General features: G+C 56.6%; 24 protein-coding genes and 1 pseudogene. 16 read left to right on the forward strand and 9 right to left on the reverse strand.

The window, feature by feature from the left end; translation table 11 throughout:
- The first annotated feature begins 124 nt into the window (after positions 1–124).
- Together ABIC80_RS11845 and foxA are read left to right on the forward strand one after the other, a co-directional pair.
- Positions 125–1,090, forward strand: coding sequence for a helix-turn-helix transcriptional regulator (locus ABIC80_RS11845; protein WP_429177283.1), 966 nt, complete (start codon positions 125–127; stop codon positions 1,088–1,090).
- Between the two features lie 128 nt (positions 1,091–1,218).
- Positions 1,219–3,306, forward strand: a complete 2,088-nt coding sequence (foxA, locus tag ABIC80_RS11850; RefSeq protein WP_305206917.1) for a ferrioxamine B receptor FoxA — start codon at positions 1,219–1,221, stop codon at positions 3,304–3,306.
- Positions 3,307–3,340: 34 nt separating this feature from the next.
- Here foxA and murP read toward each other — a convergent pair whose 3' ends face one another.
- From murP to ABIC80_RS11875, 5 genes are all read right to left on the reverse strand, one after another.
- The gene (gene murP / locus ABIC80_RS11855; RefSeq protein WP_429177286.1) at positions 3,341–4,780 is read right to left on the reverse strand and encodes a PTS N-acetylmuramic acid transporter subunit IIBC; all 1,440 of its coding nucleotides are present in this window, start codon (positions 4,778–4,780) and stop codon (positions 3,341–3,343) included.
- Positions 4,780–5,691 (reverse strand): N-acetylmuramic acid 6-phosphate etherase, encoded by a 912-nt coding sequence (murQ, locus tag ABIC80_RS11860; RefSeq protein WP_429177289.1) that lies wholly within the window; start codon positions 5,689–5,691, stop codon positions 4,780–4,782. Before murQ ends, murP begins: the two co-directional genes overlap by 1 nt.
- Positions 5,692–5,871: 180 nt before the next feature.
- Positions 5,872–6,057, reverse strand: coding sequence for a flagellar biosynthesis anti-sigma factor FlgM (locus tag ABIC80_RS11865; protein ID WP_200579829.1), 186 nt, complete (start codon positions 6,055–6,057; stop codon positions 5,872–5,874).
- Between the two features lie 94 nt (positions 6,058–6,151).
- Positions 6,152–6,622 (reverse strand): hypothetical protein, encoded by a 471-nt coding sequence (locus ABIC80_RS11870; RefSeq protein ID WP_429177292.1) that lies wholly within the window; start codon positions 6,620–6,622, stop codon positions 6,152–6,154.
- A complete protein-coding gene (locus ABIC80_RS11875; RefSeq protein ID WP_429177295.1) occupies positions 6,594–7,487 on the reverse strand; it encodes a winged helix-turn-helix domain-containing protein in 894 nt (297 codons plus the stop codon). Before ABIC80_RS11875 ends, ABIC80_RS11870 begins: the two co-directional genes overlap by 29 nt.
- Positions 7,488–7,811: 324 nt before the next feature.
- Here ABIC80_RS11875 and ABIC80_RS11880 point away from each other — a divergent pair, with 324 nt between their 5' ends.
- Positions 7,812–8,507 (forward strand): FliA/WhiG family RNA polymerase sigma factor, encoded by a 696-nt coding sequence (locus tag ABIC80_RS11880; RefSeq protein ID WP_094419286.1) that lies wholly within the window; start codon positions 7,812–7,814, stop codon positions 8,505–8,507.
- A gap of 301 nt (positions 8,508–8,808) precedes the next feature.
- A pseudogene (locus tag ABIC80_RS11885) lies at positions 8,809–9,192 on the forward strand (C40 family peptidase); the annotation flags it as partial.
- Positions 9,193–9,194: 2 nt separating this feature from the next.
- Here ABIC80_RS11885 and ABIC80_RS11890 read toward each other — a convergent pair.
- Positions 9,195–10,610 (reverse strand): PLP-dependent aminotransferase family protein, encoded by a 1,416-nt coding sequence (locus ABIC80_RS11890; protein ID WP_312605532.1) that lies wholly within the window; start codon positions 10,608–10,610, stop codon positions 9,195–9,197.
- 175 nt (positions 10,611–10,785) lie between these two features.
- On the opposite strand from ABIC80_RS11890, the gene ABIC80_RS11895 reads away from it, so the two are divergent.
- The 10 genes from ABIC80_RS11895 (at position 10,786) to ABIC80_RS11940 (ending at position 18,408) form a co-directional block, all read left to right on the forward strand.
- Positions 10,786–10,950 carry a DUF1127 domain-containing protein gene (locus ABIC80_RS11895; RefSeq protein ID WP_076768952.1) on the forward strand — a complete coding sequence of 55 codons (165 nt, stop codon included), beginning with the start codon at positions 10,786–10,788 and terminating at the stop codon, positions 10,948–10,950.
- Between the two features lie 89 nt (positions 10,951–11,039).
- Positions 11,040–11,648: an ATP-dependent Clp protease proteolytic subunit gene (locus ABIC80_RS11900; protein ID WP_023480386.1), complete on the forward strand. Its 609-nt coding sequence runs from the start codon at positions 11,040–11,042 to the stop codon at positions 11,646–11,648.
- 95 nt (positions 11,649–11,743) lie between these two features.
- Positions 11,744–12,796, forward strand: a complete 1,053-nt coding sequence (locus ABIC80_RS11905; RefSeq protein ID WP_429177298.1) for a DUF1176 domain-containing protein — start codon at positions 11,744–11,746, stop codon at positions 12,794–12,796.
- A 121-nt stretch (positions 12,797–12,917) separates the two neighbouring features.
- On the forward strand, positions 12,918–13,235 hold the full coding sequence (locus tag ABIC80_RS11910) for a helix-turn-helix domain-containing protein (RefSeq protein ID WP_206616705.1): 318 nt from the start codon (positions 12,918–12,920) through the stop codon (positions 13,233–13,235).
- On the forward strand, positions 13,235–14,473 hold the full coding sequence (locus ABIC80_RS11915) for a type II toxin-antitoxin system HipA family toxin (RefSeq protein WP_429177301.1): 1,239 nt from the start codon (positions 13,235–13,237) through the stop codon (positions 14,471–14,473). The genes ABIC80_RS11910 and ABIC80_RS11915 overlap by 1 nt, the downstream gene beginning before the upstream one ends.
- A 14-nt stretch (positions 14,474–14,487) precedes the next feature.
- Complete coding sequence (locus ABIC80_RS11920) at positions 14,488–14,904, forward strand: FosA family fosfomycin resistance glutathione transferase (protein WP_429177304.1); 417 nt, start codon at positions 14,488–14,490, stop codon at positions 14,902–14,904.
- Between the two features lie 99 nt (positions 14,905–15,003).
- Entirely contained in the window at positions 15,004–15,471 is a 468-nt protein-coding gene (locus ABIC80_RS11925; protein ID WP_042714558.1) for a MarR family transcriptional regulator, read from the forward strand.
- 4 nt (positions 15,472–15,475) lie between these two features.
- Positions 15,476–16,543 carry an HlyD family secretion protein gene (locus ABIC80_RS11930; protein ID WP_042714559.1) on the forward strand — a complete coding sequence of 356 codons (1,068 nt, stop codon included), beginning with the start codon at positions 15,476–15,478 and terminating at the stop codon, positions 16,541–16,543.
- The gene (locus ABIC80_RS11935; protein WP_042714560.1) at positions 16,533–17,597 is read left to right on the forward strand and encodes a DUF2955 domain-containing protein; all 1,065 of its coding nucleotides are present in this window, start codon (positions 16,533–16,535) and stop codon (positions 17,595–17,597) included. Before ABIC80_RS11930 ends, ABIC80_RS11935 begins: the two co-directional genes overlap by 11 nt.
- Before the next feature lie 376 nt (positions 17,598–17,973).
- Positions 17,974–18,408, forward strand: coding sequence for a putative T6SS immunity periplasmic lipoprotein (locus ABIC80_RS11940; protein ID WP_139567774.1), 435 nt, complete (start codon positions 17,974–17,976; stop codon positions 18,406–18,408).
- A 138-nt stretch (positions 18,409–18,546) separates the two neighbouring features.
- Here the strand turns inward: ABIC80_RS11940 and ABIC80_RS11945 are convergent, their stop codons facing one another.
- Positions 18,547–19,827 carry a DUF445 domain-containing protein gene (locus tag ABIC80_RS11945; protein ID WP_429177307.1) on the reverse strand — a complete coding sequence of 427 codons (1,281 nt, stop codon included), beginning with the start codon at positions 19,825–19,827 and terminating at the stop codon, positions 18,547–18,549.
- Between the two features lie 85 nt (positions 19,828–19,912).
- Here ABIC80_RS11945 and ABIC80_RS11950 point away from each other — a divergent pair, with 85 nt between their 5' ends.
- Together ABIC80_RS11950 and ABIC80_RS11955 are read left to right on the forward strand one after the other, a co-directional pair.
- Positions 19,913–20,185 carry a type II toxin-antitoxin system RelB/DinJ family antitoxin gene (locus tag ABIC80_RS11950; RefSeq protein WP_042714565.1) on the forward strand — a complete coding sequence of 91 codons (273 nt, stop codon included), beginning with the start codon at positions 19,913–19,915 and terminating at the stop codon, positions 20,183–20,185.
- On the forward strand, positions 20,172–20,477 hold the full coding sequence (locus ABIC80_RS11955) for a type II toxin-antitoxin system RelE/ParE family toxin (RefSeq protein ID WP_429177310.1): 306 nt from the start codon (positions 20,172–20,174) through the stop codon (positions 20,475–20,477). The genes ABIC80_RS11950 and ABIC80_RS11955 overlap by 14 nt, the downstream gene beginning before the upstream one ends.
- Positions 20,478–20,481: 4 nt before the next feature.
- Here ABIC80_RS11955 and ABIC80_RS11960 read toward each other — a convergent pair whose 3' ends face one another.
- Together ABIC80_RS11960 and ABIC80_RS11965 are read right to left on the reverse strand one after the other, a co-directional pair.
- Positions 20,482–21,105 (reverse strand): LysE family translocator, encoded by a 624-nt coding sequence (locus ABIC80_RS11960; RefSeq protein ID WP_429177311.1) that lies wholly within the window; start codon positions 21,103–21,105, stop codon positions 20,482–20,484.
- 46 nt (positions 21,106–21,151) lie between these two features.
- On the reverse strand, positions 21,152–21,916 hold the full coding sequence (locus ABIC80_RS11965; protein WP_429177412.1) for a helix-turn-helix domain-containing protein: 765 nt from the start codon (positions 21,914–21,916) through the stop codon (positions 21,152–21,154).
- Positions 21,917–21,976 lie beyond the last annotated feature (60 nt).

The raw sequence follows: 21,976 nt of genomic DNA on the forward strand, positions 1-21,976 counted from the left end.
CACGGACCTGTTTTATGAGAATCGTTCTCAATAGCATTGAAGCAGCCGGATGCGGATGGTAAGGTGTAGGCCGTTTCGCCCGGCGTGGGGCCTGGGTTTGACCGAGAACGAACGGCTGCCGGTTATGCAAAAAAGAGACTTTTCCGTTGAAGATTTTATCGGCTTTGGCGAGCGCTACGGCATCGATTACCGCTTTCCGGTGCTGGCTTCCTGCCGCTCGCTGAGCGAGGAGCGGCGCATCGTGATTCAGGGCGATGTGCAGGAGATGCGCTTCTCCAGCGGCCTGAACCTGACCCGCTCCGACATTCGCGTTCTGCAACCCTATGAAACCACCTCTCTGCACAGCTGCCCGCTCTATATGCTGGTAGTGCTTGAAGGCAGCGTAATGCTGCGCCTCAACGGCGAGGAGTTTATCGTTCGCTCTGGTATGGCTTTTACCTCGCGTCTGAGCGAGCAGCAGGTGATGAACGCCCGTCATCTGGCGGATAACTCCCTGCGCACGCTGTCTCTCGGCGTTGATCCGGCCAGCTGCCAGCGCTCGCCGCTGCTTACCGCGCTGCTGGAGCAGTGGGAATCCCACGGCGCGCCAACCTTTTTATGGCAGGTGCCCGAGTTTCTGCTCTCGGGTTTACAACAGAGCCAGCTTTCAACGCTGCCCGCACTGTCGCGCGAACTGATCCTCGAAGGGGTGATGCTGCAACTGGTCGGGCATGCGCTGTCACAGCGGATGGCGGGCGTGGAGCGCTGTACGCGCGCCTGCGGCGGTGAGGGACAGCGGCTTGAGTCGGTGCGCCGTTTGCTGGAGCAGCAGCCGGAAAAAGAGTACACCCTGACCGCACTGGCGCAGCTGGCGGCGATGAGCACCAGCAGCCTGCGGGTGAAGTTCCGCCAGGCCTATGGCCACTCGGTGTTTGACTATCTGCGCGACTGCCGCCTGGCGCTGGCACGCCGCTATCTCGCCCAGGGTTATAGCGTGCAGCAAGCGGCCTGGATGTCGGGTTATCAACACGCTACCAACTTTTCCACCGCTTTTCGCCGCCGCTATGGCATTGCGCCGAGTGAAGCGCGACAGCCGATCGCCTCCCCGTAGACCTTTTCTCTCGCCCTGCGCGCCATTTTGTCACCGCGCATATGTGAATTGTCATTGCGCATAGCTATTGGCGAATCCAAAAGGGTAATAATTCTTATTTACAATAATAACCGCTTCTGGAGAGTTTCATGTTCGCAAAAACGCGACTGGCATTGATGATTGGCTGCATAACGGGTGGGATAAGCGTTTCGGCGCTGGCGCAGGAAAACGCTAAAGATACCGTGGTGGTAACGTCGCAGGTGCAGAGCGGCGCGACCAAGCTTGAGACGCCGGATATCGAAACGCCGCAGGCGGTCTCGATCGTCACGCGCCAGCAGTATGAAGAGCAGGGCGCAACCAGCGTGCGCCAGGCCGTCAGCTACACACCGGGCGTCTACAGCAACCAAATCGGCGCCTCTAACCGCTTTGATTACATCGTGCTGCGCGGCTTTTCCGACGGCAGTCTCGATAACGTCTATCTCGACGGCCTGAAGATGATGGGCGATACCAACTCCCACAGCTCGCTGGTGATCGACCCGTGGTTTTTAGACAGCGTTGAAGTGGTGCGCGGCCCGGCATCCGTGCTCTATGGCCGCTCGTCGCCGGGCGGCATTGTGGCGCTGAACTCGCGTAAACCGTCGTTCGATCCGGGCGGTGAAGTGAAACTCTTCGCGGGCAATAACAACCAGCGCGGCGCGGCGTTTGATGTGACCGGGCCGGTAGATGATAACGATCGCGTGGCGGTGCGTTTAACCGGTATGACCCGCTATGCTGACTCCCAGTTTGATCACCTGAAAGAGCAGCGTTACGCCATCGCGCCGAGCGTCACCTGGCGTATTACCGATAGCACGCGCCTCGATGTGATGGCCTATCTGCATCGCGATCCGGAAGGCGGCAGCCACTCAGGCCTGCCGTATGAAGGCACCGTGGTGCCGCACGCCGGGGGCAAAATCTCCAACACCTTCTTTGAGGGCGAAGATAAGTACGACAAATACAAACGCCGTGAAAACATGGTCGGCTATAACTTTGAGCACATGTTTGAGAGCGGCTGGTCAGTGCGCCAGAAGCTGCGCTACCTGCGTACCAAAGTCGATCTCAATCAGGTTTATGCCTCGGGCTGGCTGAATGAGACCGAGCTGAACCGCGGTTACTCCGGCTCAGATGAGTCCCTCTCGGCGGTGACGCTGGATAACCAGCTGGATGGCAGCGTCGATACCGGTGCCATCAACCACCGTCTGCTGGTGGGCGTTGATTATCAGCATCGCAATAACAACGTCACCTCGTCCTATGGCAGCTTCCCGGCGATCGATGCCTTTAACCCGGTTTACGGTGCCGATCCGCTCTCTATTTCCGTGTATGGTCGTGAAAAGCATAAACTGGAGCAGACCGGGATCTATGTACAGGATCAGATGTCGCTCGATCGCTGGCGCCTGACCCTCGGTGGCCGTCACGATCAGGTGAAGATCACCAACAGCAATAAGATCGGTGACACGCACGATACGCTGGAGAAAGACCATATCAGCAGCCGCGCGGCGCTGATGTACCTCTTCGACAGCGGATTTGCGCCCTACGTAAGCTATTCGACGGCCTTTACGCCGACCAGCTTTACCGATGAGAACGGCAAGATCCTGCAACCGATGAAGGGCAAACAGTGGGAAGCGGGGCTGAAGTTCCAGCCGGAAGGGTCGCAGACCATGTACAGCGCCTCGGTTTACCGCATCAACCAGAACAATATTGCCACCAAAGTGGAGCCGACCGATCCCTACCGCGCTATTGGCGAGATTGAATCAGAAGGGGTTGAACTGGAAGCGGTGGGTCAGCTTACGGATAACCTGCGCTTACAAGCGGCTTACACCTATAACGACATTCGTTATAAGAAAAGCAGCCCCGAGGAGCAGGGCAAACGCGCGGTTTACGCCCCGCGTAACCAGGCCAGTGCCTGGCTGAGCTATGACGTGAAAGCGGGTGCGCTGAATGGCCTGACTCTCGGTTCCGGCGTGCGCTATGTTAACGGCATCACCTCCGATCGTGAGAATACCCACACGCTGCCCTCCTACACGCTGGTGGATCTGGCCGTCGGGTACGATCTGTCGAATGTCGGTCTGAAAGGGCTGAGCGCCCAGGTGAACGTGAATAACCTCACCGATAAGCGCTATGTCGCCGCCTGTAACTCCGCCAATTACTGCTACTTTGGTGCCGAGCGCAGCATTGTCGGCAGCCTCTCTTACGCATTCTGATGTGATAAACCCGGCCGCTGCGCCGGGTTTTTTCTTAGCTGAGATCGACGCCTTTATGGCCGAAGAGCCAGGTGACGATAAACCCACCGAGATAGGCCACCACCACGCCCGCCGCATAGACCGCCATCCCGGCGTAGATGCCGTGATCGGAGGTCATCAGCGGCAACGCCACCAGCCCGGAAGGGCCAAACACCGTATTCAACCCGACCGGTAAGCCAAGCCACGCCACCGCGCCCATAAAAAATCCGCCGCAGGCACCGCCGATACAGGCGGTGACAAAAGGTTTAACGCGCGGCAGGGTCACTGCGTAGATCAGCGGTTCGCCGACGCCGAGCAGGCCGGGAATGATCGCGCCGCGGATCTGGTTGCGGATCGTCGATTCACGCGCCGCGCGGAAGTAGAGCGCCAGCGCTGCGCCCACCTGGCCGCCGCCCGCCATCGCCAGAATTGGGAAGAGCGAGTTGAACCCCTGCGCATCCATCAGGGCGAAGTAGACCGGAATAAAGCCCTGATGCACGCCAAACACCACCGCAATCAGGAACAGGCCCGCCAGTACCGCGCAGCCAAACGGGTTGCCGTTCAGGTGCAGAAACAGCCACGACATCCCTTTAAACAGCTCGCCGCCGATCGGCATGATCAATGTGAAGGTGAGCGCGCCGGTGATCAGCAGCGTCAGCAGCGAGGTGAGGATCATATCGAGATTATCGGGCACAAACCGGCGGATCTGCCGCTCGATCCACGCGCCAAGGATCGTGGCGATCAGCACGCCGATAATATTGCCGCGCGGATCGATACTCATGCCGAAGAAGTTATCGATCCCGGAGAAGTAGCCGACCGTTGCTTTCGCGTCGTAGCCGAGCACAAAAAGCGCAGCGATAATTGCGCCGTTGACGCCGCTGCCACCAAAGGCTTTTTGCGCGTTATACCCGATCAGGATCGGCAGGAAGGTGAACAACCCTTTGCCGAACACTTTCATATAACCGACAACGTGCGCGAGCGCGCTGCTCTTATCTTGCGCGCCGACCAGCAGGCTTTGCTCAATCAGCGTGGCGAAGCCAAGCAGCATCCCGGCGGCGATAAAGCCTGGGATGAGCGGCGTGAAAATGGTGGCGAATTTCGCCAGAAACTGATGCAGGCCGCTGGTCTGCTTCGCCTTCATCTGCTGTTTGGTGTCGCGGGCGACCTCTTTAAGCGAGGCCGATTCCGCGGGCGCATTGTCACGGCTGATTAAGAGACTCATCATCTCTGCCGCGGTTTGCGCTTTGCCGGGGCCAACGATGATTTGCAGCTGATCGTCGCTGTTCACCACGCCGAGCACGCCGGGAAGCGCCTGCAACCCGGCCTTGTCGACAAGCGCGTCGTCATGCAGCGCCAGGCGCAGGCGCGTCATGCAGTTGCCGCAGCTTTTAATATTCGCTTCACCACCGACCCGTTGCAGGATGGAGGCGATCAGTTCCGGCGTGATTTTGGCCATCACTTCACTCCTGCGTGGAGCAGCGCCTGGCGAATGAACCCGCCGTTATCAGCGAGCAAACGCGCGGCCTCTTCGGCGTCAATCTGCGCCAGCACCATCAGGATGGCGGTTTTGCAGTGGCCGTGGCAGGCCTGTAGCGCCTGCTTCGCCTCGTCGATATCGCAGCCGGTGGCTTCCATAACAATGTTGACCTGGCGCTGCACCAGCTTCTGGTTCGTCGCTTCCACGTCCACCATCAAGTTGCCGTAGACTTTGCCGCTGCGGATCATCGCCCCGGTGGTGAGCATATTGAGCACCAGTTTTTGCGCCGTGCCCGCTTTCATGCGCGAGGAGCCGGTAACCACTTCCGCGCCGACCACCGGCGTAATGGCGATATCGGCAATCTGCGTCATCGGGCTACCGGCGTTGCAGGTCAGCGATATGGTGGTGGCGTGCAGGCTTTTGGCGTACTCCATGGCGGCAATCACATAGGGCGTGCGCCCGCTGGCGGCGATGCCGACCAGCACGTCGTTGGCATTGAAATTGAGGGATTTAAGATCGTCGACGCCGAGCGTCAGGCTATCTTCGGCATTCTCCACCGCCTGCAAAATGGCGCGATGTCCGCCAGCAATGAGGCCGACAACCTGCTCACGCGGCGTACCGTAAGTGGGCGGGCATTCGCTGGCATCCAGAATGCCTAAGCGCCCGGAGGTGCCCGCGCCGCAGTAAATCAGGCGTCCGCCCTTTTTGAAAGCGCTGACAATCGCATCGACCGCCTGCGTAATCGCCGGGATCACCTGCTCAACCGCCAGTGCGACCTTCTGATCTTCACGGTTAATCACCCGTAACATCGCCTCGGTATCAAGCATGTCGATGTTGGCGCTGGCGCTGTTGCGGCCTTCGGTCGTCAATGTGGATAGATCAATGTTCATCACGTCTCACTTCACTCTGCGTTATGACTTTCTGCCTGAAGCTTCGCGGCCCCGGCAACCGAAAAAGGAATAATATATTATTCATAACTATCAATTTAAGAATAATTTATTCTTACACGGGGCGCGAAACGAGAGTGTGACGCTGCTCATGCTGCGCATAAGTGATCATTAAGCGGCGCGTCAGCGCTGGTGAAAAGTGAAAATGGCCTGCACCAGCGCATCGGGATCGAGCTTAAGTTCGCCAGCGTTAAGCGCTGCGCGAAGGCGTTCAATCTTAGGCTGGTCAATCTCCGGCAATTGATCAAGGTCGGCCTGCGCCTGGTTAAGCAAAAAGAGGGTCGCGTCAGAAAAGGGGGGCGCTGTCATGATGTGCGTCTCACAGAGGGCGGTTAACGTTTGGCGGCTATCTGGCTACCTAAAACGACCACCGACGTTGCAAACTTAATCCCCGCGTTTTTGCTTAATCCTGCTCCAGCTGATAGCGAAAAATCATGCCATTTTGCTGACAAACCAGCGCCACGCCGTCGGGCGCAATCTGCTGCATGGCATTCTCCGAGTAGGTGAGGAGATCAACATTGTTTGTCACCATACGGTTATCTTTTGCCGGGTTGAACAGCACCGGTGCGTAGGCAAAATAGTGTTTACCGTACCGCTGACGCGTGTGGACAAAGTTACTTTTGAGTATAAAGGCCGCATCCTGCGGGCTGCTGAGCGTGCTGATAATAATATTGCCCGCCGTGCTCATGCGCGAATCGTAGATCTCCTGTTGATGCAGCATCAAATCGTAAAACCCCACCTGCTGTACGATCTCTTCCGTCTGGTTAAGGACGCGCTGCCCGCGCTGGAAAACGATGCCGCAGGCCAGCGCCGCCAGGGTGATAGCAAGCAGAAATAGTGTCTGTTTATTGTCTGTTACAGCGTACCATCTCATCCATTTTTCTCCGTGTCTCACTGACAATCAGCTTATTTAATAACGCCGTATCGGAACGCCAGTGGTCAATTTGCATCACCAGTACCCGCTGCTCGCAGCCATTATGTATGCGGAAGGTATAATTCAAGGTTTGATTTTCACTGCGATAGTAAATAGCCATACGCAGCGCCTTCTGCTTGGCCTGCCGATTAAGCCGGGTATAGCTCTCTTTTAAGCGATCATAAATAGCCGTCGGCTCTTTCATTCTCTCGCCCGGTGCCAGCAGGGCAAATATACGCAGATGGCTGTAGATATTTTTTGCCACCTCTTTTGCCACTATCTTGTTGTTATAGGTGAGCGCCAGATAACCGCTACAGAGAACGGTGAATATAACGAGCAGCATAATAAGCAGAACATTAATGCAGGAGAAAGGCCGCACAGCAACGGGCGTCGGTTGTCGGGGGGGCGCGGGTAACTCAGGCGCGGAAGGTGCCGTCTCCTGTACGGGGATATCGACTTCAGGTGCGACAGGGCGCGGGTCTGGCGGCGGCCCGCTGACCAGAGGACGGCAATATTTTGCCTCCAGCACGTATCCCTTTTTGGGGATGGTGCGAATAATTCGCTGTTGCTTACCGTTATCCGCCAGAGCGGTGCGCAGCGCATGAATGGCATTGGCGAGGCTATTGCTGCTGACCGCGCGATCTTCCCAGACCTGCGCGGCCAACGCCTCATGGGAGAGGATCTCGCCGGGGTGTTGCTGCAAAACAGCCAGCAGTCTGAGCGGGTGCGTTCCCAGCCGTTTCTCCTCGCCGGTCACCACATGGTGGATCGCGCCTGACGCAGCATCGATGACCCAGTTATTTACGGTGCAAGTGTGTTTATTCATAAAAGGTTAACGAGTGATACCAATCCGTCAGAGGCTTATTACAAGAAATAATGCCACTGGCTGAATCTGATAAATAACAGAATAAATATTCGTAGTTCACCGGTTTGTGGCGTTAATAATACGGAAGGCGCGGCGTAAATTACATGTGATTTCATTAGTTGGCGCTTTTCAAAGGATTAAAAAACGCCTTTGTGGTGTATTGTTTGACGCCGTTGAGGAGCGCTTTTGTAAGTTATTAGCTACTTCTCTTCTCATTTTGTTAATTAGGTGTTGCCGAAACTTTTTATTAATTGTTTTATCCGCTGTTCCTCATACGTAATGTAAATGATGAATTTAACTGCCGCAAAAACCTTAAATCCCGCTGATGAAGCGCGTTATATCAGTGATTATTTGCCGCTGGTACATAAAGTCGTCAAACAGTTCAGCTGGCAGACCAGCAGCGTAATGAGCAAAGAGGATATGCGCCAAATTGCCCTGATGGGGCTGCTGGCTTCCTTGCGCCGTTATGGCCCGCCGGACGCGCAGTTTGCCGGTTACGCCATTCAGCGCATTCGCGGCGCGGTGCTGGACGAGTTACGCCAGCAGGACTGGCGACCGCGCAGGCTGCGTCAACAGACGCATAAGCTCACGGATGCGATCCGCGAAATCACCCGTGAGCTGGGGTATGAACCGCGCTTTGAGGAGCTGAGTGAACGGCTGTCGGTGACGCCGGAAGCCTGGCAGCAATATCTGCTGCTGCACTCGGCCAGTGCCCTGGAGAGCCTGGATACCCTGCTGGAGAGTGATTTGCACGCCAGCACGCTCTATAGCCGCCAGCTCGAGGATGAACTGCTGCCCGCCTACACGTTACGCAGCGCGGTAGCCACCCTCGACAAGCGTGAGCAGCTGATCCTCGCGCTCTATTACCAGCATGAGCTGAGCCTGAAAGAGATCGCGCAGGTGATTGGCGTATCGGAAGCGCGCGTCTGCCAGCTCAATAAAGGGATTGCCCAGAAGGTTCAGGCGTTTACGCGTCAATAAACGCACTATTTATGGTGCTGGCTGTAGCCGGTGCTCCCGTTTAACTCATTGGTTTAAATGTGTTGTTCTCGTGAAAGCTGTGATTTTGTCATCCATCGTCGCCCCCAGTCGGAGCCTGCTCCGAGGGTTTTTGGGGCTTTTTTTTACGCTTCTTGTGCTGTCGCTTGCAACCGGGTGTGTGCAAACCCCCGCGCGCAGAGCGGCGCCTCTGTTAACCACGTCTGAGACAAACGCCCAGACAGCTGCCGCGCATCATCAGGCGAGGCGAAAAGCGCGCGTTCGCGCATCGTTGCTGACGGTGATGAACCGTCTGGAGAAACAGCTCGGTAAACCTTACGTGCGTGGCGGCGTCTCACCGCAGCGGGGGTTCGACTGTAGCGGGCTGGTGGTCTACGCCTATAACAAGGTGCTGGCGCGAAAACTGCCGCGCACCACCCGGGCGATGTTCCGGGATAGGGGGCTGAAAAAAGTGGCCCGCCATAAGCTGCGCCGCGGCGATCTGATCTTCTTTCACAGTAAAAGGCGCGGCCCGGCAGACCACGTTGGCGTCTACCTTGGCAACAATAGCTTTATCGAAGCACCGCGCAGCGGGCTGAAGATCCGTATCAGTAACCTGACCAATGACTACTGGCAGGATCACTACCTCGGCGCGCGGCGTATTCTGACCAACGAGGCGATTCTCTGAGGCTACTCCTCCAGCGCGTGGTGGATCGTCGCACCCAGCTGTTTGATCGCTTCCCGTCTCTCTTCATCCGGCGGCAGGGCGCAGTTGAGGCGCAGGCAGTTACGATACTTGCCGGAGGCCGAAAAGAGTGAACCGGGCGCGATCTGGATCTTTAACCGGCAGAGCGCGCGGGAAACGCAGACCATATCGACGCTTTCCGGCAGTTCGACCCACAGCAGAAAGCCGCCCTGCGGGCGCGTCACGCAGATATTGCATGGAAAATATTGTCGTACCCAACAGGTGTAGACCGCCAGCCGCTGCTGGTAGACCTGGCGCATCCGGCGTACGTGGCGGTGATAGTGTCCGTCGCGGATAAACGCCGCCACCGCTAGCTGGGTGGAAGGGACATTAGTGCCGATGGCGGCATATTTTTTATGGATCACCCGATCCAGATAGCGCCCCGGCGCGATCCAGCCAATGCGCAGACCCGGCGCCACGGTTTTGGTCAGTGAACTACAGAGCAGCACGCGGCCATCAATATCGTAGGATTTGATGGTGCTCGGGCGCGGATAGTCGGTGGCCAGCTCGCCATAAATATCATCTTCGAAAATGACAATATCGTGGCGCTGCGCCAGCGACAGCGCCGCCTTTTTGCGCGCTTCCGGCATGATAAACCCGAGCGGGTTCTGGCAGTTGGGCACCAGGATCACCCCTTTAATCGGCCACTGCTCCAGTGCCAGCTCCAGCGCTTCAATGCTGATCCCCGTTTCCGGATCGGTCGGGATTTCGATCGCTTTGATATCCAGCCCGCGCAGCAGCTGCATGGTGCCGTAGAAGCAGGGGGATTCGACGGCGACAATATCGCCCGGATCGCAGACCGCCATCAGCGCCAGCGACAGCGCCGGGTGGCAGCCAGCGGTGATAACAATCTCTTCGGCGTTTAACGAGGTGCCGCCATCAAGCATCAGGCGGGCGACCTGCTCGCGCAGCTCCTGCTGACCGGGCAGGGGATCATAACTAAGCGCATCCATCACCTGGTGCTGCGCGATGCGGCTCATCTCTTTCCACAGCGGTTTGAGGGTCGGTTGGTTGAGGTCCGGTGCGCCGCCGCCGAAGGCGATAATCTCTTTATCCGTGCGCGCATCAAGCAGGGTTAACACTTCATCCCACTGCGTGACATCAACCGGGCGCTGCACCGGGCGCGACATCGCCGGCACCGGCGGTTTGGCTTTGCGCGGCGCGACAAAGTAACCGGAGCGCGGCTGCGGGGTAATTAACTGCAACGTTTCCAGTACCTGATAGGCCTGCTGTACGGTGCTGATACTGACGCCATGCTCCTGGCTCAGGCTGCGCACCGAAGGCAATTTTTCACCGTGGCGATATAAGCCGTGTTCAATGCGCTCTGCCAGCAAAGTGGCCAGATGTTGGTAGCGGGTCATGCTGTATCCTAAAAAGTCACCATACAGTTGCAAAAAACAGTACAGATCGGGCGGGAAAGTGGCGTTCAGATCCTCTTTTACGGCATCTGTATGTTAAAGAAAAGTATTTTCTGAGTCTGTATTGTGCAGGGCGATCGCAGCGAAGATAGAGCTCTTTTCAGGCGAGGAGAGCAACATGGAATTTTTCGAAAATCGACCACGGCGCCCGTTTTCCGGCTTTGTTTTACTCTGGCGCCAGCTGCGGCGCTGGCACCTGCTGGCGAAAACCCGACGCGAACTGCGCAGGCTGAGTGACGAGCAGTTAAGGGATATGGGACTACGACGCAGCGATATAAGCTGAAGGCGAAAAGGGCGGAGGAAATATCTGGTGGTTCCCGCCCACCCTGCGTTGGGCTATGCTTAGCTGCATAACCTGAAGGGAGAGAGCACATGCATTTTATTACTAACCACGATGATGACGACAAAAAAGAGAAAGAAGCGGGCAATGCCAGCCAGCTGATGCAGCAGAAACTGCTGGATGCGCGTTCGATTATCATCTCTGGTGAGATCAACCAGGCGCTGACTGAGAAAGTGGTGACCCAGCTTCTGCTGCTGCAGGGCATCAGCGATGCGCCGATCAAAATCTATCTCAACAGCCAGGGCGGCCATGTCGAAGCGGCGGATACCATCCACGACATGATCAAATTCATCACCCCGGAAGTGCACATCATCGGCACCGGCTGGGTCGCCAGCGCTGGGATCACCATCTTCCTCGCGGCGAAAAAAGAGCACCGCTACTCGCTGCCGAATACCCGCTTTATGATCCACCAGCCGCTGGGCGGCGTGCGTGGTCAGGCGAGCGATATTGAAATCGAAGCCAAAGAAATTATCCGTACCCTTGAGCGTGTGAATCGCATGATTGCTGACGCAACCGGCCAGCCGGTGGAGAAGGTGAAGCAGGATACCGATCGCAACTTCTGGATGAACACCAAAGAGGCGATGGATTACGGCATTGTCTCCCGCGTGGTCAACTCCTACGCCGATCTCAACCTCGATTAATTCCTGTGCTTTTCTGAGGCGAGAACTCTCTCGCCTCATCATTTTCCTGATTCTCTTTCGCATCCCTGACGCCTTTCTCATTATGGAGTGATGGCATGAAAAGCAGTATCACCGCAGCGCTGATAACCGCAGCGACCCTGAGCTTTCCCGCGCTGGCGGCACCTGCCAGCGTCTCGTTCGAACATAAAGACTGGCAAGTGGTGTGCGATAACACCCTGACCTGCCGCGCAGCGGGCTACAGTGTGGAGGACGACCCAACCGGTTCTGTGCTGATCACCCGTAAAGCGGGGCCGCAAACCCCGGTCACCGTGCAGGTGGTGCTGGCAGATATGGACGAGAGTGAACCGCCGTCGTCGCCGACGAAACTGGCGCTATGGATCAACGGCAAATCGCTCGGCGCGTTAACCCCTGGCGATAACGACACCTGGCGTCTGACGGACGAGCAGGCAGCACAGATGATTGCTGCAGTGAAGGGCAGTGGCAAAGTTGAGTTCAGAGGCGGCGCGAAACCGTTTGTGCTCTCTGGCGACGGTGCTTCTGCCGCGCTGCTGAAAGTTGACGATGTGCAGGGGCGCATCGGCACGCCGGGCGCACTGAGTAAAAAAGGCAATAAGCCTGAAACCTCGGTTACCGCCGCGATTAGCGCCCCGGTGATCCAGGCCGCAACCGTAAGCAAAGGCGAGGCGCGTACCCTTAGCGCAGCCGAAGCAAAAAAACTGACGCCACAGTTGCTCGCGACACTCGGTAAAGATGATGACTGCGACCGGCTCGCCAGCCCGGAAGAGGAGACGGTTAAGGGCGATAATGACCTCACCCTGACGCCGCTGGACGCCAGACATGGCCTGGTTTCCGCACTCTGCTGGCGTGCCGCCTATAACGAAGGGTATGGCTACTGGGTGGTCGATAATGCCCTGCAAGAGAAACCGCAATTCGTCACCAGCTCGGGAACCGACTACAGCAATGGTGCCATCACCCTCGCGCAGCGCGGGCGCGGGATTGGCGACTGCTGGGCATCAGCCGAGTGGGTGTGGGACGGCGAAGCGTTTCGTCTAAGCAGCGAAGGCACCACCGGCCTGTGCCGCGGCATCCGCGCGGGCGGTGCCTGGGAGCTACCCGAGTTTGTCGCCGAGGTGAAAGCCGCGAAATAACCCTCTGAGCACCGCCGCGACCTGATAAAAGAATGCGTGGGTGTTCATTTTATATACTTTACCTTCGATTTAATGGTCACTATACTTACCAAATTGAATATTAATGGTAAGTATAGTGACCATGACAGCAAGAGATAAACGCAGCGCGGTTATCTTCCCCCGCCATCAACAAGTGCTTACGCAGTTTGGTGAGAACATCAAACTCGCCCGCAAACGCCGAAAACTTACGCAGACTATGCTCTCGGAACGAACGGGGTTAAGCCGTCTCACCTTGCGAAAAATCGAGCAGGGCGACCCGGGGGTTTCGCTTGGGCACTATGTGGCTGTGCTTGGCGTACTCGGGCTGGTCGATGATTTTCTTCTCCTTGCCAGGGATGATGAACTGGGGCGCAAGTTGCAGGATATAGAGCTTTTAAGGAAGAGAGGAGAGCCGCGTTAATGACCACGGATGTTTGGGTGTATGCCGACTGGCAAGATTTTGCCGAGCCTGCGCGGGTTGGCCTGCTGCGCGCAGACAGGATACGCAATGGCGAGCATTTTAGTTTTCGCTATGACGATGAGTGGCTGATATCGCCCTTCGCGCAGAAAGTCGATCCCGACCTGGAACTCTACTCCGGCGAGCAGCACAGCCAGGCATCACGAAATTTTCGCGTTTTTCTCGACTCCTGTCCGGATCGCTGGGGGCGGCTACTGATGAAACGGCGGGAGGCTATCCTTGCCCGGCATGAAGCGCGCCGTCCACGGCAACTGGGCGAAATCGATTTTCTGCTGGGGGTGCATGATTTTCACCGCCAGGGCGCGCTGCGCTTCAAACGCGATCCTGACGGCGTCTTTCTTGACGATAACCACCGGTTAGCGGCACCACCACTGACCTCGTTAAGAGAGCTGGCGCATGCGGCAGAGCAGGTCGAACGACATGACGAGCGTGACGATGCTGAGTACCTGAAATGGCTGGAAATGCTGATGTCGCCGGGCTCCTCGCTTGGCGGCGCGCGGCCTAAAGCCAGCGTGCGTGATGAAGATGATCACTTATGGATCGCCAAATTTCCCAGCCGCTACGATGATTACGACATTGCGGCGTGGGAGTTTCTGACCTGGCAACTGGCGCGTGATGCGGGTATCGACATGGCAGAGTGCCGCATCGAGCGCTTCGAGAGTGAATACCACACCTTCCTGACTAAGCGTTTTGACAGAACGTCCGATTCCCGCCTGCACTTTACCTCTGCGATGACACAGCTTGGTTATTACGATGGTGATTACGAGGCATCCTACCTCGAGCTGGCGCAGTTCCTGACGGAAAAAGGTGCCCGCAGCCGCGACGATTTAGCCCAGCTATGGCGACGCATCGTTTTCAATATCGCCGTTTCTAATAACGACGATCACCTGCGTAACCATGGTTTCATCTATCAGCCGGGTGGCTGGAGATTGTCGCCCGCTTATGACATCAATCCGGTGCCGCATGCGCAGGGGCTGCATCTCAATATCAGCGATAGCGATAACAGCCTCGATTTTGAACTGGCGATGTCAGTTATCGATTTTTTCCAGTTGAGTCGTTCACAGGCGCACGCGATTAAACAAGAGGTATTAAGCAGCGTAAGCCAGTGGCGCAGCCATGCTGAAACGCTGGGCATCGCGCGCAGCGAGCAGGAAAGAATGGCTTCGGCGTTTAACGTTTAATGGAGAGCGAGACCGTGCTAACTACCCTCAATCACCTTACGCTTGCGGTCAGCGACCTGGCGCGCAGCGTTGATTTCTACCACCAGTTGCTCGGCCTGAAGCTGCATGCACGCTGGGATAACGGCGCGTATCTCACCTGCGGCGATATCTGGATTTGCCTCTCCGTCGATGAGGCGCGCCGGATTGTTCCTGCCGATCAAAGCGATTACACCCACTACGCCTTTAGCATTAGCGAGCATGAACTGGCGGCGTTTATCACGCGGCTGGAACAGGCGGGCGTGGTGAGCTGGAAGGTGAACAAAAGCGAAGGGGCGTCGTACTACTTCCTTGACCCGGACGGTCATAAGCTGGAAGCACACGTCGGCGATCTGGCGCAGCGCCTGGCGGCTTGTCGCGTGAAGCCCTATAAGGGAATGGTGTTTTTTGATTGACCTCCTAGCCTTTCACAATCCATGCTCTTTGCCCCACCGTTTCTTGATAGTTACCCTGATAACCTTTATCGTGCCCCTCCGCTAATGTGAGGGGACGTAATGACCGAAGATGAACTGTTTGCCCGCCGACCGCTGGGAATGCGCATGGCAATGGTAGTGCGCCAGTGGCGAGCGACCATTGATCATGCCCTGCGCGACACCGGCATCACCCAGTCGAGCTGGACGGTGCTGATGCAGTTGCAGCAACTGGGGGACAATGTTTCGGTCAGTGAGCTGGCGGAAGTGCAGGGCATTGAACTGCCGCCGCTGATGCGCACGCTCGCCCAGCTGGAGACGCAGGGGCTGATTGCGCGTACGACATCGCCGTACGACAAGCGCATCCGCCTGCTGAAATTGACCGCCAAAGGGTGCGCGCTGCTGGAGAAAATCACACAAGTGATTGAAGCCTGTCAGCTGCGGGCAACGGAGAGTATCCCGGCGGAAGATCTGCAAAAGTTCAGCGCCACGCTGAGCCAACTCGCCTGTAATCTGCGCGTGATGCGCGAAGAAGATAATAAAACCGAATAAGAAAATGATGACGCCTGAACAAAAATTTGCCCGCTGGGTAAGGGTCAGTATTGCCTCTTTCCTGCTGATGTTTGTCTATTTTATTGTCGCCGATATCTGGATCCCACTGACGCCGGACTCCACCGTGATGCGCGTGGTGACGCCGGTTTCCGCCCGCGTCTCTGGCTATGTTTCTGAGGTTTACGTGCAGAACAACAGCCGGGTGAAGCGCGGCGATCTGCTCTACCGACTCGACGCCACGCCCTTTGAAAACCAGGTTGAAGCCGCGGAGATTGCGCTGGCGCAAGCGCGTCTGACCAATCAACAGCTCGACGCACAGATCGCTGCCGCGCAGGCGAGCCTGAAAACGGCGCAGCTGACGGCGCAGAATAATCGCGTCACTTTTGAGCGTTACCAGCGCCTCGGCAAAATGCAGAGTGTCTCGCAGTCCGATCTCGATAACGTGCGCACCACCTGGCAGGGGAGCGAGCAGTCGGTGACGAATCTCAATGCCAGCATTGAAGCGCTGCGTATTCAGCGCGGTGAACGTGATGAGGCGCATAACGTCACGCTGCAAAAATATCGCAACGCCCTGCAACAGGCGCAGCTGAACCTTGGCTGGACGCAGGTGCGCGCCGAAGCGGACGGCACGGTCAGCAACCTGCAACTTAGCCCCGGTTTTTATGCCCAGGCGGGCGGCGCGTCGCTGGCGCTGGTGCATGAAAAAAGCGATATCGTCGCCGATTTTCGTGAAAAGAGCCTGCGCCATACCCATGTTGGCACCGATGCGGCGGTAGTGTTTGATGCGCTGCCGGGCCAGGTGTTTCACGCGCATGTCACCAGCAGCGATGCGGGCACCCTCGCCGGGCAGGAAGCGGTAAACGGTCAGCTTTCGGAGCCTGAAACTTCCAACCGTTGGGTGCGCGATGCGCAGCGTATGCGTATCCATGTAGCGCTGGATGAGCCGCTGCCAAAAGAACTGCCGACCGGCGCGCGCGCTACGGTGCAGCTCTATAACAGCGAAGGGATCTTCGCCCGCTTCTTCTCCGGGCTGCAAATCCGCCTGGTAAGCCTGCTGCACTATGTCTATTAACACGCTGGCCCGCGTCTTTACGCCGCACGGCAACATCGTCTACACGGCGAATGATTTTCGCCAGACGCTGCGCATCGTTTTCTCCGGGATGATCGCCCTGAGCGTGTCGAGCTTTTACAACACGCAGTATGGCGTATTCTATGTCATCTACCCGGTGATGCTGCTGTCGCTGGTGCCGGTGTTTAACCGCCACGTCGCCAAACAGTTTGTGTTCAGCGCGGTGATTAACTGTGTCGAAATGGTGTTTATCATCGGCTATCTGATGCAGTGGCCGGTGATCATGACGCTGGTGGTGTTTGGGCTCTACGTGATGCGTTTTCGCTTTATGAGCAAAGGCCCGCTGTTTCTGTTTGGTTCTACTGGCGTGGTGTGCCAGAGCACGATGCTCAACTTTATGAGCTACCCGTCGAGTGACTGGCATACGCTGCTTTTTTCCAATATTGAGGCCAGTATTATGGCCGTCGCCCTTAGTGCGCTGATGCACTTTCTGCTGCCGGATGTCGAGCCGCGCACCCGTCCGCCGCTGATTGAGAAAAACGCTGCCCGAGTACGCCACGAATCGCTGCTCTCCGGCACGGTGGCGACGATGATTTTTGTTGTCTTCCAGATGAGCGACCTGAGCGATTCGCTTTCGGCATTGATGGCGGGCATTTTGATCCTCTTTCCGATGCACTATCGCGGGTCGGTGCTGAGTTCGTTGTGGCGCGTAGTGGGCGTGGTGCTGGCGTGTCTCTACATCCTGCTGGTTCAGCTGATTCTCTATAACCACAGCAGCCATATGCTGTTGATGATGCCGCTTATCGGCCTTGGGCTGGCGTTTAGCGCGCGGCTACATGTGATGGAGAAGGTGGGCGCAGGCGTCGGTTTCGCCAGCGTCACCACCATCGGCATTATGTTTGGCCAGAATCTGCACCCGGACACTGACCTGGTGTTCAGCGACCTGTACCGCATTGTTTCCGTCACCGTTTCGCTGGTGGCGACGCTGACGATGGTCTATCTGGTGCACCTGATTTTGAACCGCTTTGAAGCGACACGGTTTGTGATTGAGGAGTGAGAAGAAGTGGATTTTAGAGCACAGTTTTTTACGCCTGGGTTATACAAAATCAGCGTCGAATAAACATGCGTTCAGCGCGTCGATAAGGATTGTTTGCTACAAGGAGTTGGATATGAGTAATCAAAATGAGTATGAATATCCTTCTCAGGGGCTTAGCAAGCAGGTTCGTTAGCTACCGCTACAGATTAGATGGTCGTCTTTTACGCTGTTATCCCATGGAACAGCAGGCACAAATTATCGCAGATTATTTCATCCTTAAAACTTACGGTTACAGAGCCTGGATTGCACTGCTTGCAAGAGGAGATGTGAAGATGGATGGAGACATAGCAGAAGCCGTAATCGGCGCGAAATATAAGCAAACGATGCGGGGGTTTCCATGGAGCTGACTATCAATAAAAGTACACGCTTACTGCTTGTTGTTGCAGGCTTAATCGCGTTGACAGGCTGTCCTGGACAGGGCGATCGCCTGAAGGCGGATGAAACTACAACCGTACTGAAAGAGGGTGATAACGTCTGCTTTGTGGTTCCAAATGCAAGAGATTTTCAGCCGAGCTATATTGCGATAAATCCACGTGAGACACCCGTGCAAGAGAGAAAATATACGTTTTTACCGCAACTGAAAGTGCGCGATGAAAAGCTGTGTATTCCCCCCTCGTTTTATTCATTTTCAATGAATGGACAATTTGTTGTTAACTACATTCTCAAATCGCGCACTCAGGATGATTCGCCCAGAAGTGTTGTTGTTGGCGTCGAATTTAAACAAGGGCGCGTAGAAAACTTCCCTCTCGCCAATAATGAGATCGCATACTGATAGCGAATTGCAGTTAACTTTTGTTTTATTGGTCAGAATTGTCATCAATTGCCGGATGGCGCTGCGCTTATCCGGCCTACGATTCTCGTGGAGGGCGCTTTTGTAGGCCGGATAAGGTGTAAGCCGCCATCCGGCGACTCAGAGGGCAGAGAGGTTTAAGAGCGCCGGGATCTGCGACAAGAGGTACAAAATCAGGCCGATACAGCCGCCGACCAGCGTGCCGTTGATACGGATAAATTGCAGATCCTTGCCGATATTGAGCTCCACCTGGTAAGACATATCCCGCGCATCCCAGCTCTTCACCGTGTCGCTGATATGACGCGTCAGGAAAGCTGAAAACTCCGGCGCGACGCGATGGGCCGCCTGTTCGAGGTGCTCGTTAAGCGAGGCGCGCAGCGCGCCGTCCGCCAGCAGCGTTTCGCCAAACCACAGCCCGGCTTCGCTGATACGCTTTTGCATCTTTGAATCGTCGGAGTGCATATCCGCTTTCATCCAGTTGCGCAGATCGCCCCACATCTCGCCAACGTAGCGGTTAAACGCCTCATCGTTCTTCAAATACTCTTTGATGTTTTCCGCGCGCTCTGCCATCTCCGGATCGCTTTTCAGGTTAGCGATCAGTTTCATCGTCGCGCGATCGAAGGCCTGGCGGATCTGGTGCGTGCGATCGGCATTGATATCATCCAGCAGGGAGTTGACGGCATCGGAGACCAGCGCCGCGCTCTGCTCCCCCAGCCACTCTTTCGGCAGCACTTTCGCCTTCACCGGATGGTCGGTCTCCAGCCAGTGCACAACCTGTTGGGCAATAAAGGTACGCGTATTTTCCCGTTGCAACAGCGCAATCAACTGAGTAATTAGCGTGTCCAGCAGCTTCTGGTGGCGGTTGTTACGCGTCAGGCTCTCCAGCATCAGGGCGCTGGTCTGCGTTAAGTCGACTTTATCGATCGCTTTGTGCACCGCCCGACGGATCAGCCGCTGAATACGGCTGTCATCGGTCATCTCGAGAAAGCCGCTCATCACTTGCAACAGATGCGTGCCGACGCGCTGCGCGTTCTCCGGCTGGCTGAACCAGACGCCGATCATCTGCGCGGGCTGATGACGCTGAATCAGCGCCACCAGCGATTGGGTATCTAGAAACTTCTCCTGCACGAATTGACCAAGATTGTCGCCAATCCGGTCTTTATTGCGCGGAATAATCGCCGTATGGCGGGAAATAAACGGCAGCGGTACGCGGCGAAACAGCGCCACCACCGCAAACCAGTCGGCCAGCGCGCCGACCATCGCCGCTTCGGCAATAGCTTTGACCCCGCTCACCCAGAAGTTTGGCGGCAGGAAGAGAGTGGTAACAAACACCGCGGCAGCGATCAGCAGCAGCGACAGCGCCAGTCGTTTGGCGCGCTTCAGTTCAGCTAATTTTTCCATCTGATAAGCATAGAGCGAGACGAGGCGAAGGTGCAAAGAATCAATTTTGTGGCTACACTGTGCCCACAAAAGTTCAGGAGGTTATATGGATTCTGTTATCCGATCGCGTATCGACAGCGAACTCAAGGCACGCGCCGGGCTGGTGCTTGAAAATTGCGGCCTCAACTGGAGCACGGCGATACGCCTGTTTGCTGAGCAAATTGTTAAAAACGAAGGGATACCTTTTGAAATCACCGCGAAACCAACCGCCCGGTTACGTAACGCAATGGTTGAGGCCGAAGAGATCGCCGCGCAAAAGCAGGGACGCTTTGAGAGTGTTGAACAGCTAATGGACAGCTTAAACGATGGGAAAGAGTAAACGCGCGCGCCTGCCATTCCGCTCCGATTACACCAAAACCTTTGTGAAGGCCTGGAAGCGATACAACAAAGCGGGACGCCGGGACATGCATGAGACGGCTGCTATCATGTCGATGGTGCTCTCCGGCAACCCGCTTCCCGCTCAGTATAACGATCATGCTTTAACCGGAAATATGCAGGGGTTTCGCGAGCTGCATATTGGCGGCGACTATCTGCTGGTATATCGCCTTGATGGCGAAAAGCATCTGGTGGTGTTCACCGATTTGGGCACCCATGCCGAGTTATTCGAATAACGACCTACAGGGTTTTCCATAGGATCCACCCGCCAAACACCATCAGCACTACGCCAGCGATGCGCTCTATCCAGCAGATGCTGCGGCTCAGACGCCGTTGCAGCGCAGGCAGGCCAATCAGGCTGACCAGCGCTACATCCCACAGCAGTACCACCGTCACCATCCAGATTCCGCTGACCGATTGTTGCAGTAGCGTCACATCGGGGCCGAGCAGGGCGGTCATCAGCGCCAGGTAGAAGAGGGCGTTTTTCGGGTTGAGCAGCGCCGAGCCGAGGCCAAGTAAAAACTGTTTACCGATGCCGGGGCAGCGCTGACGCGTCTCATCCAGCGCCAGCGTTTGCGGGCGGCTGCGCACCAGCTGTGAACCAATCCACAACAGATAAAGCGCGCCGAGCAGTTCGATGGCGGTAAACAGCCCGCTGAAGTGGCGCAGCGCGCTGGCTCCGATAATCACCAGCAAAATATAGAGCGCGTTACCTAAAGCGATGCCGATGCAAAGCCCGACGCTGCCGCGCAGGCGGTAGCGGATGGCGTAACCTATCAGCAGGAAAAAGTCCGGGCCGGGGCTCAGCAGCGCGACAAAATGCGCCAGCGCCAGGGCGGGAAAAGCGGCGGGAAAGATATCCATAGTGACCTCGCATAAACATTGCGGTCACCATAGCCGCTGCGCGGCGCTATTTATTGTCTGATATTGATCCGCGCGCGTACTGGCGCGGCGTGGCGGCGGTGTAGCTAACAAAGGTTTTATGAAAGTGGCTCTGGTCGGCAAAACCGCTCTGGTAGCCGACATCTGCCAGTTTATCCCCGGCGCGCAGGCGGCTTTTGGCAAACTCGACGCGGGCAAGGTTGAGAAAGCTGCCGGGCGTTAAACCGGTGTCCCGCTTAAAGGTGCGAATCAGCGTCTCTTTGCGCAGTGAAAAGGCGTGCGCCAGCGCATCCAGCGTCGGTGGCTGCTGCAAATTCTCCTGCAACGCCATCTGCACCTGCTCACTGACTGCATGGAGCGGTTCATCATCAGGCACCTGCGGTAGGGCGGCGAGCAGAGTCTGGATGGCTTCTGGCAATGCCAGCGTCTGGTTATGCTCCATCAGCGCGACAATATGCAGGAAGTGTTCGAACAACTGCGGGTCGCGAATCACCTGTTGGGCGCGATTTTCATCAGCCAGGTAGAGCATATGGTAGCTGCGTGGCTGCCCGGCGAGCGGGTTGCAGCTGTGCGGCGTCAGGGCTGGAATCACAATCAGATCGCCTGGCCGCAGCAGGAACTCCTGCTGATGGCAGACGCAGCGGGTCTGGCCGTCGATAATCGCGCCAATGGAGAGCTCCGCGTGGCGGTGGCGCTTATACGCCTGCGTGCTGTTGCGGGTGCTGCGCAGCTCGACACCGGGCAGCGCCGCTGAGCGGAAAAAGGTTTGTGCGATATCGCGAGTCACGGCTATTCATCATCTCGATCTGGAGCGGTTTTCCGGTATAGCACAGCGCGCCTGGGATCGCGAAGC

The sequence above is a fragment of the Kosakonia sp. 1610 genome, from assembly GCF_050435845.1.
In the GTDB taxonomy this organism is placed as follows: domain Bacteria; phylum Pseudomonadota; class Gammaproteobacteria; order Enterobacterales; family Enterobacteriaceae; genus Kosakonia; species Kosakonia cowanii.

Bases quoted from the DNA above. Each gene is read 5' to 3' on its own strand.
- ABIC80_RS11845 (WP_429177283.1), top strand. From the start codon at position 125: ATGCAAAAAAGAGACTTTTCCGTTGAAGATTTTATCGGCTTTGGCGAG.
- foxA (WP_305206917.1), top strand. From the start codon at position 1,219: ATGTTCGCAAAAACGCGACTGGCATTGATGATTGGCTGCATAACGGGT.
- murP (WP_429177286.1), bottom strand. From the start codon at position 4,780: ATGGCCAAAATCACGCCGGAACTGATCGCCTCCATCCTGCAACGGGTC.
- murQ (WP_429177289.1), bottom strand. From the start codon at position 5,691: ATGAACATTGATCTATCCACATTGACGACCGAAGGCCGCAACAGCGCC.
- ABIC80_RS11865 (WP_200579829.1), bottom strand. From the start codon at position 6,057: ATGACAGCGCCCCCCTTTTCTGACGCGACCCTCTTTTTGCTTAACCAG.
- ABIC80_RS11870 (WP_429177292.1), bottom strand. From the start codon at position 6,622: ATGAGATGGTACGCTGTAACAGACAATAAACAGACACTATTTCTGCTT.
- ABIC80_RS11875 (WP_429177295.1), bottom strand. From the start codon at position 7,487: ATGAATAAACACACTTGCACCGTAAATAACTGGGTCATCGATGCTGCG.
- ABIC80_RS11880 (WP_094419286.1), top strand. From the start codon at position 7,812: ATGATGAATTTAACTGCCGCAAAAACCTTAAATCCCGCTGATGAAGCG.
- ABIC80_RS11890 (WP_312605532.1), bottom strand. From the start codon at position 10,610: ATGACCCGCTACCAACATCTGGCCACTTTGCTGGCAGAGCGCATTGAA.
- ABIC80_RS11895 (WP_076768952.1), top strand. From the start codon at position 10,786: ATGGAATTTTTCGAAAATCGACCACGGCGCCCGTTTTCCGGCTTTGTT.
- ABIC80_RS11900 (WP_023480386.1), top strand. From the start codon at position 11,040: ATGCATTTTATTACTAACCACGATGATGACGACAAAAAAGAGAAAGAA.
- ABIC80_RS11905 (WP_429177298.1), top strand. From the start codon at position 11,744: ATGAAAAGCAGTATCACCGCAGCGCTGATAACCGCAGCGACCCTGAGC.
- ABIC80_RS11910 (WP_206616705.1), top strand. From the start codon at position 12,918: ATGACAGCAAGAGATAAACGCAGCGCGGTTATCTTCCCCCGCCATCAA.
- ABIC80_RS11915 (WP_429177301.1), top strand. From the start codon at position 13,235: ATGACCACGGATGTTTGGGTGTATGCCGACTGGCAAGATTTTGCCGAG.
- ABIC80_RS11925 (WP_042714558.1), top strand. From the start codon at position 15,004: ATGACCGAAGATGAACTGTTTGCCCGCCGACCGCTGGGAATGCGCATG.
- ABIC80_RS11930 (WP_042714559.1), top strand. From the start codon at position 15,476: ATGATGACGCCTGAACAAAAATTTGCCCGCTGGGTAAGGGTCAGTATT.
- ABIC80_RS11935 (WP_042714560.1), top strand. From the start codon at position 16,533: ATGTCTATTAACACGCTGGCCCGCGTCTTTACGCCGCACGGCAACATC.
- ABIC80_RS11940 (WP_139567774.1), top strand. From the start codon at position 17,974: ATGGAGCTGACTATCAATAAAAGTACACGCTTACTGCTTGTTGTTGCA.
- ABIC80_RS11945 (WP_429177307.1), bottom strand. From the start codon at position 19,827: ATGGAAAAATTAGCTGAACTGAAGCGCGCCAAACGACTGGCGCTGTCG.
- ABIC80_RS11950 (WP_042714565.1), top strand. From the start codon at position 19,913: ATGGATTCTGTTATCCGATCGCGTATCGACAGCGAACTCAAGGCACGC.
- ABIC80_RS11955 (WP_429177310.1), top strand. From the start codon at position 20,172: ATGGGAAAGAGTAAACGCGCGCGCCTGCCATTCCGCTCCGATTACACC.
- ABIC80_RS11960 (WP_429177311.1), bottom strand. From the start codon at position 21,105: ATGGATATCTTTCCCGCCGCTTTTCCCGCCCTGGCGCTGGCGCATTTT.